The organism is Mesorhizobium sp. M0676 (assembly GCF_040320535.1).
Lineage (GTDB): Bacteria > Pseudomonadota > Alphaproteobacteria > Rhizobiales > Rhizobiaceae > Mesorhizobium.
The window spans coordinates 43,780-55,057 of record NZ_JAMYPU010000034.1; the positions used below are offsets into that span (position 1 = coordinate 43,780).

Genomic DNA, 11,278 nt, shown 5'->3' on the forward strand with positions numbered 1-11,278 from the left:
CAACTTACTAGGCAGCTTCCTACGGTCCCATTAGGAATACCTCGACAGTTTGTGTCGAATGGCTCGATAGTCTGATCGAGCCTCGAAGCCGCTCCTTGGGGGAACCGACCCGTGCGTCACTATATCGGACTGATCCACAAGCAAGCGGACAGCGACTTCGGCGTATCCTTTCCCGATTTTCCGGGCGTGGTCACCGCCGGCACCAGCCTGGACGACGCCCGCGCCATGGCCGAAGAGGCCCTGGCCTTCCATCTCGAAGGCCTTGTCGAGGATGGCGAAGCCATTCCCGAGCCATCATCCCTGGAAGATGTCGTGTCGAACAATGACAATTTCAGCCCGGTCGCCGTCCTGGTAGCGCTCAAAGCCGAGACCACAAAGGTGGTGCGCGTCAACGTCACCATTCCCGAAGATGTCCTCGACCAGATAGATCGATATGCGGAACGCCATGGCTATAGCCGGTCCGGATTCCTAACCGCCGCCGCGAAAAAAGGCGATTACGCGACGAGCCAGCCTAGCTGCTCATCAACGGATTCAAACCGATGCGCTATTGACCTGTTCGCGCAGGCCGTTTCCGCTTTGGCAACCATTGTCTTCAAGGCCCGAGAAACCACGTCTCATTTCGTGAGCGGGCGTGCCGCCGTTTGGCCGCAATGCGCCAGCAACTGGCAACCATTCGCCCCGATCCGCGTTTGGGGCTCCAAAGGAGTTCCAAGATGATCATCAGACAAACCATTGCCGCCGTGCTCATGACTGCAGCACTTGCAGGGTGCGCGACTCAGACGGAACAGCAGCAGAGGGCAACCACAGGCGCACTCATCGGCGGCGGTGTCGGCGCCCTCGCCGGCCAGGCACTGGGCGGCAACACCGAAAGCACGGTCGTGGGTGCCGCCGGCGGCGCCTTGCTCGGCGCAGTCATCGGCCAGTCGACCACGCCGCAGCGCCGCGGCGAACAGCTTTGCCGCTACCAGGACCGCCGCGGCCGGATCTACACGGCGCCTTGCGATGATCGCTATTACAACAACGACTATTGATCCAGCCTCCCTGGAAGTGCGGCTCTCTTACCTTTGCTGCCGCCCTTCCAGGGACCCGGGATCCGTTCGGCGTTTCACAATATGAGAACGCCCGCTCAGTCCATTTACACCCTCTGCCTCATGAGCTTGCGCTCGGTGCTTGCAAGGATCCCATTTCGCGGAAGCGAAGTGAAGCGGTGGTTTTTGGCGCCAACAATGACATCGCATTGCGTCTGAAAGTGTCGACAGCGACCATCGGCTGCGGCCGAAGAGCCGGGGTGATGGTCACGCTGCCAAGCAGCATCAAGGCGCCAAGCGCGCCTTGGCCAAGCGAACGGCTTGCGCTGCATGCACAAAATGTGCATAATTTGTTAGGTGGAGATTCTCGCTCACACCATCCAAAGGCCTCCTTCGGAGGCCTTTTTCATGTCATGTTGCTTGGCAACTGAGTGCCACAACGAATGGGTGGCAGTCCTCGCCTAAACTAGCGAAGGAGCACTGCCGCCCCGGTCCTTCGACCGCTTTCACGTCGTAAGCTTGGAGAACAATCCCGATGCTCAAAAGCATTGCGGGCTGGCTCGATGCTGCAACTGCGATTGCCATTGTTCGGCTCCTGATTGACCTCATGAACCTGTACCGCTCCGCCGCCGCCAAGAAGGCGCCGGACGGCAGGCGCGCGAGTACAAAGCCGATACGCAAGCGCCGTCCGCGTCGCCGCTGAACCGCGTCTTTCGCAACTCAAACTGTGACCCTCATGGTTTGACCAACCAGCGCACTGTCGACCGTATCCAGCTCGCGTGCCCTGCTCGGTGATGCGGTCGGCGCCGATGGGTGATGTGGCGAAGCCCCGGCCGGTGCGCCGCGCGCCTAGTCGATTTGGTGGTTAGTGGCATGTGTTGCAGTCAAGCACTGTGAAGCACAGCATCCAGATCGGACCTGCTGCCGTGTCGAATGGAATAGGCGCGAGTGATTTCCGCACCAAAAAGAAAAATTTCTGCCGAGTAGTAAGCCCACAGCAGGATGACGAGCAGCCCACCGGCGGCCCCATATGAGGCCGCGACCGCGCTGGAGCCTATATACCAACCGATAAGCGATTTCCCGAGCGTGAACAGGGCAGCGGTTACAACAGCGCCAATCCAGACATCCCGCCATTCCAGGGTTCGATCAGGCAAGATCTTGAAGATGGCGGCGAAAATAGCTGCGAGGAGGACAAAAGAAACGACCGCGTTGATAACGGCCAGGACAAGTGTCCCGAACGGCAACTGTGCGTTGATGAGGTTGCCTAGGGCCGAAATCGCCGTGCTCGCGACTAGAGAGACGAGCAACATGAAGCCAAGTGCGGTGACCAGTCCCAGACTTACCGCACGTGCGCGCACCAGGCGCGACAACGAACTGCCCTGCGCTTCGACCTTCCATATTATGTTCAAAGACTGCTGTATTTCGCCGAAGACCCCGGAAGCGCTCACAAGCAAGGTGATGATGCCAATCACCGCCGCCCAGGTGCCGCCGGATGGCTTTTCGGATGCGCTCTTCAGTGCGGTTTGCAGGATATTTGCGCTTTCTGTACCCATCATCCCTGTGATTTGGGCGGACAATGCCGCTTGGGCTGCCTCGTGACCGAATGCGAGACCCGCAATTGCAACCACGATGAGCAGAATTGGCGCCAACGATGTTGTGGCATAAAAAGCGATTGCCGCGCCATGGCTGAGAGCATTGTCGTTGACGAACCCAACGATGGCTTCTCGCACCATTGCCCATGCATTTGTGATCGCGCGATGCATTTTGCGCCCCAGTCGAATTGGCGTTCACTAGCAATGCACCAGCACATGTGATGTTCCGGTTGCGGGCTACTAACGCCCTCAGGGGGAGCAGGCAACGTCAGTGATGCGGCCTATGACGGTCCGCGACCGTGCCAGCCAAACGCGAGCACCCCGGCCGAGCACGAACTTGAACGCCTCGTCCTGCTTCTCGAAGGTCTGGAGGATCGCGCTGCCGTCGAGGACCTGAAAGCCGCGTTGATAGGCGAAGCGGACGGTAAGGCGATCTGCTGCTGGCATGGCTCCGATATAGCGTTCAATCTTCCTCGCGGAAATCCTGCAGTGAGGCATGACGCAGGTCATCCTCGCCGCGCAGGTGCTTCACGCGTCCAATGACGCCCGGCTTTACCCATTGCGTGGCCGGCCGCTTCATGATGCCCTTGGGCGCCGTGCCTGAGTGCTCCTGGACGCGTTTCCATAGCCGGCTTGCCCGCTTCACGCTCGACGCCGAGCAGATCGAAGTCGTCGATCGCATAGCACTTTGCCTTCAGCCAGTTGGTCGACGGACCGCTGCGGTATTTGCTGTCGCGGCGCTTCGAGAAAAGCATGCCAACAAGACCGCGCATCTCGTCATGTGCCACGATACGGGTTTCAGCAGGGCCGTCATTTACCCGAGAGGCGACGCGGGTGCTGAGGGTCACCACGTTCGGGGATGTCTTCCCGAAACATCACAACCGCGCTCGTAATCTTTCGGTCAGGTAAATCCGAGAATGTGTCACTGCGGGAGTGGTGGCGATCCTGCAAAGACCTCAAGAATGGTGCAGTCCTTAGTGGTCAATTGGCAACGATCGAAAGTGGGCACGGCACGTTTCCAGCCGGCCTCTGAAACAATCCGGCGTCAAGCAGTTGAGCGGGCGGGAAACCTACCTGCGCCGGGCAAGGACACCCGGCACAGGGTTACACTCCCGCGACCGGGCTGCCCGCGTGAGTGAGCAGACGGATCGAAACGCCCATGTCTAGCCCGCCGCAATGGTCGAAGGCGGCCGGCGCGCGCCGATCGGCTACATCGATTTCCGGAGGGGGCTGGCCCACCTCAAGCACCAGCAATTCGTGCCGACGCCCGTCCCGGGCGGTCCACATGATGGACTGCCCAGCCGAAAGGCCGATCAGAGCCGTGCCGATCGGCGTGAGTATCGAAACCTTGCCTTCGGAGATGTCCGCATCGCCAGGGAAAACCAGCGTCACCGTTTTCGGATCGCTGGTGTCGGGCTTGAACGTTACAGTCGAGCCCATCCGGACCGCGCCGGCGGAGACCCAGCCGTCGGCCACGATGCGAGCCCGCTCGAGTTCGGCGAGCAACTCATCCGACGCCTCCGGGGTTCGTGCGGCAACGGTGTTCGCGAGGGCCGACAAACGTGCGTGATCCGACTGCGTGATTCGGATGTTCGGCTTGCGCCGGATTTTCTTGGTAACTTGCATTTGAATACTCATGTTTCTGCCTGGCGTCGGACCTGCCAAGGGATCGCCAACGATTTTCAGTGCGACGGAAATCTATCCTGAACGCGCCGATGTTGCAGGGCCGATGCGGCCCTGCGCCAATGTCACATGTCGATTTTACATGTTCACCCCTCGGCTGGGGGCGCGCATGGCAGCCGAGCCGAGGGTTACGATCCCGCTATGGGGCAAACCCGGAAAAGGAAATCCCGACGGATTTGGCAGCGGCGCACATAGCCCTATAGTTGGTAAAGTAATCTGCGGAGTCAAGGCGGTCACGCGAGCCTGAACCCAGATGCCGGCAGATCGATCTTGATCTGGGGGAGTACGACACCGTTCACCGCTAACAACGGCAGGAGTCCGCACCCCCCTTCTGAGAGGAGGCGAAATCAGCAGCGTCAATCCACTAGCGCGGCGGTTGATGTCTCGAGCGCCGCTCTTCCGGCCAAAGCGCTGGGGCAGCACCACGAGCACGACGGCCGCGAAGCGGAAAGGTCGCCTAAACGTAGCCGAACTCGCTGATGTGAAGACCGCGACAGGTGCAGCACCAGAAAGGCGCGTGAGCGCAAGGCTCAGGCGCCTGAACCAGAATGTTTCAAGGTCGAGTGGTCGCTAGCGTCTAACCATTCGGCCCACGGCAATCAAAATACATGCACCGATGAAGCCGGCGGCAAGATAGCCAAGCCAGCCGGTCAACGATATCCCCACAAGTCCGAGAAGGACGTTGGCGAGGATGGCGCCGACGATCCCCAAAATGATGTTCATGAGCACGCCCATATTGCTTTTCATGAACATCTCGGCGAGCCAGCCGGCGATACCGCCGATGACGATCGCAGCTATCCAACCGACACCTGGATTTTCCATAGTTCCCCCTTTTCCTTGAACCTAAATTGGTTCGGCGGGGAAACGTCCCATAAGTCAATAAAGTTCCGCGACTGTCTGAGCTAGACTCAGCAGTCGCGTCGCCGGGCCGCTGCGCGCGATTTGCGGGCTATCGCCACTGCCGCCCCAGCAGACGGCAGCTCTTGCATCGGTTCCGTGATCATTGCCCCGGCCTCGCATTCGAGACCCAAGACTGGTGCACATGGATCATGACATTCAATTCCGCTCTCTACACGAACAAGTGCCTTTCCTCGAGATTAGGGTTCGACGCCGCAACGGCGTCGAACCCCAAAGGAGACTCACATGAAACGTAAGATTTTGACAGCTACAGCGATCTCTCTCTGTCTCGCCACCGCGGCCTTGGCGCAGTCGTCGGGAACATCCAGCGGCACGAACGGAACGTCCGGCTCATCGGCCGGGTCGGGTATGAGTTCTACGTCCGGCTCAGGCCAAAGCGGTATCCCGAGCGGCTGGGACAGCAAGCTCTCGGGCTCATTCTTCAGCGACGCCAATTCGGGAAGACTTCTGTCGCAGGATGAGATCCGCAAGAACTGGTCGTCCCTGAGCTCTGAACAGCAGGCACAGGTTCGCTCCGACTGCTCGAGAATGACGGCCAGTAACGGCACTGGCTCTGGCACAATGACCGGCACGTCAGGTAGCTCGGCTTCGACCGGCAGTGATACAACGGCGAGTGTCGGCACCGGCTCTGGCACAGCCACCGGCACTTCAGGCAGCTCTGGTTCGACCGGCAGTAACACCACGGCCAGCAACAGCACTGGTTCGGGTACAACCACCGGCACGTCGGGATCCTCGAATACAGCTGGCGATACGACCGCCAGCACCAGCACGGGTTCGGGCGCGAACTCGGCTGCTCAAATGGCTTCGATGCAGCAGCTCTGCACCCAAGTCCAAGGGATGTGACTGAATGCGGGCTCCGGGCCGGCTTGGCCGAAATAAGAAGAGGCCTTGAAGGCCCCGACATCGCTTTGGCTTTGGCTTGGTAGCAATTTCGGCGCTGAAGTCGGTCGGTGATCGGTGTCAGAACTTCGCGTTAGCCGGGCGACAAGTGCCTGAACGCCCTCGCTAGGAGTAATGCCGAGACTCTGGAATTGCCTTCCGAACTTGGAGAAGGTTAGCTGCGAGTTCCCTTCCCTCTCGGCTAACGCCAGATGGACAATCTGTGCGCCGCTGGTGCCGTCTGTCGCATGGCCTCCAGTCATCTTTTTTCGCTGTCCGGGAATAAAACGCCGCCCGCCCTGGTCTTCCATGCATACGCTGCTGATTGACCTTGAAGGAACGCCGCACTGCAAACCCACACATTGCCGAGCACTACGGTATCGGTCGACACGTTCCAGGACCTCTGGAAGGCGATAGGTCGGCCGCCTGCGGCCGGCTGGCTCACCTGTCTGCCGAAGGTGCTGCCGCGGTCGGGATCGGGAAAGCTCAGGTGCCGCGGATGCGAAATGGGTCGTGAATTCGGCAATGCTTGTGCTCGAGAAGCATCCATCTGGATGCATGTTTGCGGTCCAGTGTGTGATTGACATCGATGCGACGTTTGCCCTCACATTCAACGCAGTTGGCGACCCGGGATGTTTGCGCTGGGTTCCATCGCAAGGCAGAACCATTCTCGCCAAATGAGGACACGAGCTCCAGGCGAGGCGCATGTGACGGTGTACCGATGCTGAGCAGCAATGCGCAGGCCGACCGCTTCGGCGAAGTGGTAATGCCCCATCTCGCCGACGCGCTTTCGCTGGCCCGCTGGCTGACCGGCAATGCCACCGACGCCGAGGATGTCGTGCAGGACGCCTGCATGAAGGCACACGCCAACATCGCAAGCTATGCAGGCGGCAATGCACGTGCCTGGCTGCTCACCATCGTTGGCAACTCGTGCTACACATGGCTGACGCGCAATCGACCGCGCAGCATCGTCTCGGTGGGCGACCTCGGTGATCTCGACGAGGTGAGCGCCGCTCACGCAGTCGATCTGATTGAGAGCGAAAGCCCGTAGGCGAGCCTGATCGCCAAGGCAGACGTGGCGGCCCTGGAGGCGGCGATCGCCGCTCTGCCGCAACCCTTTCGAGAAACGCTCGCGACGCCAAGCGGTCGGCAAGTGCTACGATATCCTTCAGCACCGCCTCCCTGCGGCGATGCGATACGATGTCGCGGGCCGCCTCGTCCGCGAGCACCTTGGCAGGCGCTTTCTTTTCGCGCGATATTGCCATCGTTTTCCTTTCCATTCGAGGGGGCTCAGCGTGTGAGGCGCAAGCGGGAGGGTCGGGATGCAGATTTTCGATCACATCGAGGCGCTGCTGGATGCGGGTGAAGCCTCGACGGCACTTAAGGAAGTGCGGGCGCTGGTGCATCAATTTGGGCCCGGGTCCAATGTCTTGGCGGGCGCCGTCGGTGACCTCATTATTGACCTGTCGACGCTATCATTCGTCGCCGATGCTTACGGAGGCCGCATCGCAGAGGCGGCGCGCATGTTGGCCCGAAAAAGACTATTAAAAATCAAGTTGCTCGCACCTCGTCAAAGCGTTGAAGTGGTCAGCTAGAGATTGGTGGTCGCTACGAAAAACGTGTAGACCTGCTCGGTGCTCCGACCGCATCGAAACCTCTCGCCATCATCGGTTCCGTACGGACGGAAGAGCCGCCTGACCCTGCGACCAGATGAAAGCTTGGACTTGCGGCAGACCGCAAGCAGTTGGAGCTTGAATTGCCGACACACTCTCAGGAACCGTTGCCGGGATCGCACTCCATTGGTCGTCGGCCCAGATCCGGCGCGCCTCGCTTAAGGTGCCGGTCGAATATGGCCAGCTTCTCTTCGTAGCCGAGCCGCACTCTGGACCTGCAGCTATCGCATTTGAAACCGGCAATCGTTTTCAGCCAGGATCCCCTTCTCACCATAGGGCGTGAACAGGAGGGGCATTGGAATTCTAAAGGTACGTCGCGCAGTTCATTTGATAGAGGCACTGTGCATGTTCTCCTCAGCGGCACGGCCACTGCAACAAAGTAGAAGGAGAAATGTTTCCGGCTTCGGCCATTTGCGCGAAAGAATCGGACCTAAGTCTAAATGGTGAGCGGCCTGAAACCCATTCGCCTTGCTATCGGCCTTTGCGTCGGAAATTGAAATAGCGAGGGTGATCGAAGGGGCCCCGGGCGTGAGGCTGGCAAGTGGGGCCAAGACGGCGGCGGTAAAGCGGAGCCTGTGGCGATCAAATAACCGGTTCGCCCAGAATCTCGTTCACCCAGCTCATAGTTCTCAGCCCGTATGCCATTCCGGCGCAGTCGGCAAACCAGTCGAAGACACTCATGTCACGCCCTGTGACGCATTGAAGGATTTCGATCGCTGCGCCCGTTAAAGCAAGTAGAACCGCCAGCCGGACCACCTGTTGGGGCCAGCCGAGGCTACCCAAAGCCGACAAGGTGGCGAACGCGGCGGCGTGGTTGAGCTTGTCGTGATGAGACGTAAAGGCCAATCCGAGGGCGTGCAGCAAGTGGTCTGGCAATAGCGCGAGCAACAGGACGACCGCCAACGTGGAGAGAAAGGCAGCCCTTGCCATGCTCTGATAAAAGCTCGACTGCGGCAATCTATCCGCAGCACTCCCGGTTCCTAGTTCTCGCTTCCGATACTGGTGCACTAGGCAGAGCTCCAACCTGCATCTGAGCTACGAGCGCGAACAACTGGCATGCTTAACAGGCCTCCTGATGTCATCAAGAAGTTCCATGAAACAGCCTATGTCACTCTGGATGGTTCCATAGGGCGCTGCGAATGTCGCCCTCCATTGTGATGAGGCCGAGGGTTTCCTGCCGAAAAGGCGCGGCGGAATAGGCGAGCCATTGGTACCGCTTGCGCCCAGGTGCGATGCGTATCGTGCTGGGCGGGAGCGGAACTCTTCCAGCCTTGGCCCGGCTGTGCAGCCGGGCCGACGCCCTTCTGAATTCAATTATCGCCGGCGTCGCGGCTAACAGACGAAACCGCTGTTTAGTCTGGTCATTCCTGCCTTGGTGATCTCGCCTTTACATATTCCAATCCTAGACGCTAGGCCAGCAGCGGCCACTCGCGGCTGTCCATCAACAATCCCAAACATCAGGTCGCGGTTATATACAAAAAAGCCGGCCACCTTTCGGCAGCCGGCCAGTGCAAACAAGGAAGGGAACGTTGCACTGATGGGGCAGTGCACCGTCCGAAGCGTTTCCAGGCGACAATGTTCCACCGATGAGAGAACAAAGAAGGCTTCACCGCCAGCGCACATTCCCCTTAGCCGCGCTGTATTGCCATCGGCTAGTCTCTAAAGGCCTTTAACCAGCCACGGATTGGTGTCGTATCCGAGGCGCGGCTTTTCCGGCGTTCCATCGGCCGGCAATTTGGCGGTTCCGGTCGGCCTGCAGTCCAGCTCGAGCACCTGCTTCTTGGCCGACTGCTTCGTAGAGCAAAGGTCCGTGGCGTCACTCACCACCACCTTCTTCTCCTTGGCAACAGCGACACCAGTCCCAGCGATCACGATCGCCGCACAAAACGCAGCAACTCTCATCATACTTCCCCACCGTTGCGCCTCCGCAAAAGGCTGAGCATGACGTAACGGCACTTTTAAATTAGCGCAAGCGAATATTAGCTGCCTAGTCCCTTCACATCGGCTCTGGTCGCCTCCCCTTGCTGCCGGCGCCTTGCGATACCGGCAGCGCGATATGCTAGGATGGGCGCATGCCTGCTCATGACCGGGCGGCCGCTGTTAATGACTTGAGCTTGACATGGCAGAAGGCTGCAACCGTCAAGTTTCCCAAGTCGTCGTGGCGATGAACGATCGCGTCGAGGATCGCTTACCAAGCGGCGTTTACTAAGTTCCGCTGGTGCAGCCCTGCGCGATCACACCATAACCATGTGATGACAAATCAGCCATGTGTGTGGTGCGGCGGGCTTGTTCCGCTTGTGGCCGGCGCCTACCCACCCGGGTTCCCCAACCATGGCGTCGGCCATTTTCGTTCTCTCAGCGATTATAGGCCTTTGCTATCGGCCTATGTGTTGGCCTTGGATGGCGAGATCGCGGTTAGATCGCCTCGTTCGTTTGGATGTTTCGCTGGCGTTGGCAGGAGGCGCATATGTTCGCCAGCCGGCGGATACCACACCGCCCCACCGGTCAGGCCCAGCGCGTCCGCTGCAAAGTCCCCGCAGACCGCTGCTGGGCCGCTGGCGGGCAGCGGCTACTTGCTGACGATCCAATCCACCAAGCCAGTTTCGATCAGCTCGCACCCAGTGAAATCGCGCACCAGGGCCTTGGCTAAATCGCGCCATTGACACTCAGGCGTACCCGTTTCCCCTACTAGGGCTCGGAATGCAGAGCGGAGAACGTCGGCTTGAAATGCGGAGACGGCAACAGTAGACGGGTCGCCATCTTCCCAGCCTAGCGCCGCGTCGTGACGACGTTGACCAAGGCGCTTCAGAAGCTCGCGTGAGGCTCGGATGGCCCTGCGCGATTGATCCATGTCCCGGCGAAATGTGGCGGGTTCCGCCATGGACTTCTGGCGCATCAGCAAGGTGGCCGTAGTGGCCGCTCGAGCGATATCTATGGGCGTTGCAACCATCGCAGCCTCCCAGAAAAGGCAATGGCAAACGACACATCAATAAGCTCGCCGAAACTCTCTCCGCAATGAAAAGAGTTGTACGAATTTTACCAACCCGCACCCTTTCAGTGATGCCGGGCCGCTGCTGTCCTCGCTCTTGTTCTGTCATCGTAATGAAGGACGACATCTCCGAGCACCCGTAGCACACCTGTTGCATGGAAAAAGCTGTAGGCGTTTATAGGTGCCCGGGCACTCCGCCATTTGTTTGCGTTGTGGAGCGGGACAAAGCAGGCTTCCTCACTCAGGCCGCCTACCGTGAAGCGGGGCACAAGCCCGACTTCGACGCATTGCCTTGGGAAGCTGAATACAGGGCCGCCAACTCAACCAAGCCGGCCGTATCCTAGCTGGCAACCAGGGGCACCGTGACGGTAGTGGCGTAATTTATCGGATACTGGTCGAAATACGGGAAAGCGATGACGAAGGCATAGCTCGCGGTCAGATGCGCCATCTTGAAACCGCCGCTGGCAGGGTCGGTCGCGATCGTCACAATGACGTTCTTCAGACCCAGGTTCACCA

General features: G+C 59.5%; 14 protein-coding genes and 1 pseudogene. 5 read left to right on the plus strand and 10 right to left on the minus strand.

What is annotated here, in order from left to right; all coding sequences use genetic code 11:
* Positions 1-111 precede the first annotated feature (111 nt).
* The 3 genes and pseudogenes from NKI35_RS27250 to NKI35_RS27260 all read left to right on the plus strand — a co-directional run.
* Positions 112-483, plus strand: a pseudogene (locus tag NKI35_RS27250) (type II toxin-antitoxin system HicB family antitoxin); the annotation flags it as partial.
* 230 nt (positions 484-713) lie between these two features.
* Positions 714-1,031 (plus strand): YMGG-like glycine zipper-containing protein, encoded by a 318-nt coding sequence (locus NKI35_RS27255; RefSeq protein ID WP_023690487.1) that lies wholly within the window; start codon positions 714-716, stop codon positions 1,029-1,031.
* A gap of 532 nt (positions 1,032-1,563) precedes the next feature.
* Positions 1,564-1,731 (plus strand): hypothetical protein, encoded by a 168-nt coding sequence (locus NKI35_RS27260; RefSeq protein ID WP_023834013.1) that lies wholly within the window; start codon positions 1,564-1,566, stop codon positions 1,729-1,731.
* A gap of 181 nt (positions 1,732-1,912) precedes the next feature.
* Here NKI35_RS27260 and NKI35_RS27265 read toward each other — a convergent pair whose 3' ends face one another.
* The 7 genes from NKI35_RS27265 to NKI35_RS27295 all read right to left on the minus strand — a co-directional run bounded on the left by NKI35_RS27265 (position 1,913) and on the right by NKI35_RS27295 (position 6,411).
* On the minus strand, positions 1,913-2,791 hold the full coding sequence (locus tag NKI35_RS27265) for a YihY/virulence factor BrkB family protein (RefSeq protein ID WP_023834014.1): 879 nt from the start codon (positions 2,789-2,791) through the stop codon (positions 1,913-1,915).
* 78 nt (positions 2,792-2,869) lie between these two features.
* Complete coding sequence (locus tag NKI35_RS27270; protein ID WP_023753838.1) at positions 2,870-3,067, minus strand: hypothetical protein; 198 nt, start codon at positions 3,065-3,067, stop codon at positions 2,870-2,872.
* 59 nt (positions 3,068-3,126) lie between these two features.
* Positions 3,127-3,408: a hypothetical protein gene (locus tag NKI35_RS27275; RefSeq protein WP_352534721.1), complete on the minus strand. Its 282-nt coding sequence runs from the start codon at positions 3,406-3,408 to the stop codon at positions 3,127-3,129.
* Between the two features lie 316 nt (positions 3,409-3,724).
* Positions 3,725-4,246, minus strand: coding sequence for a nucleoside diphosphate kinase regulator (rnk, locus tag NKI35_RS27280; RefSeq protein WP_352741911.1), 522 nt, complete (start codon positions 4,244-4,246; stop codon positions 3,725-3,727).
* Between the two features lie 627 nt (positions 4,247-4,873).
* On the minus strand, positions 4,874-5,125 hold the full coding sequence (locus tag NKI35_RS27285; protein ID WP_023699916.1) for a GlsB/YeaQ/YmgE family stress response membrane protein: 252 nt from the start codon (positions 5,123-5,125) through the stop codon (positions 4,874-4,876).
* 317 nt (positions 5,126-5,442) lie between these two features.
* Positions 5,443-5,991 carry a hypothetical protein gene (locus NKI35_RS27290; RefSeq protein WP_023738284.1) on the minus strand — a complete coding sequence of 183 codons (549 nt, stop codon included), beginning with the start codon at positions 5,989-5,991 and terminating at the stop codon, positions 5,443-5,445.
* Positions 5,992-6,015: 24 nt separating this feature from the next.
* Complete coding sequence (locus NKI35_RS27295; protein WP_155923646.1) at positions 6,016-6,411, minus strand: hypothetical protein; 396 nt, start codon at positions 6,409-6,411, stop codon at positions 6,016-6,018.
* A gap of 410 nt (positions 6,412-6,821) precedes the next feature.
* On the opposite strand from NKI35_RS27295, the gene NKI35_RS27300 reads away from it, so the two are divergent.
* Together NKI35_RS27300 and NKI35_RS27305 are read left to right on the plus strand one after the other, a co-directional pair.
* Entirely contained in the window at positions 6,822-7,151 is a 330-nt protein-coding gene (locus NKI35_RS27300; protein ID WP_352741913.1) for a sigma factor, read from the plus strand.
* A 271-nt stretch (positions 7,152-7,422) separates the two neighbouring features.
* On the plus strand, positions 7,423-7,695 hold the full coding sequence (locus NKI35_RS27305; protein ID WP_023807793.1) for a hypothetical protein: 273 nt from the start codon (positions 7,423-7,425) through the stop codon (positions 7,693-7,695).
* Between the two features lie 660 nt (positions 7,696-8,355).
* On the opposite strand, the gene NKI35_RS27310 is transcribed toward NKI35_RS27305, so the two are convergent.
* The 3 genes from NKI35_RS27310 to NKI35_RS27320 all read right to left on the minus strand — a co-directional run bounded on the left by NKI35_RS27310 (position 8,356) and on the right by NKI35_RS27320 (position 10,723).
* Entirely contained in the window at positions 8,356-8,730 is a 375-nt protein-coding gene (locus NKI35_RS27310) for a VanZ family protein (protein ID WP_245260896.1), read from the minus strand.
* A gap of 702 nt (positions 8,731-9,432) precedes the next feature.
* Positions 9,433-9,675 (minus strand): hypothetical protein, encoded by a 243-nt coding sequence (locus tag NKI35_RS27315; RefSeq protein WP_155923648.1) that lies wholly within the window; start codon positions 9,673-9,675, stop codon positions 9,433-9,435.
* A 667-nt stretch (positions 9,676-10,342) separates the two neighbouring features.
* Positions 10,343-10,723: a hypothetical protein gene (locus NKI35_RS27320; protein ID WP_352741915.1), complete on the minus strand. Its 381-nt coding sequence runs from the start codon at positions 10,721-10,723 to the stop codon at positions 10,343-10,345.
* Between the last annotated feature and the right edge of the window lie 555 nt (positions 10,724-11,278).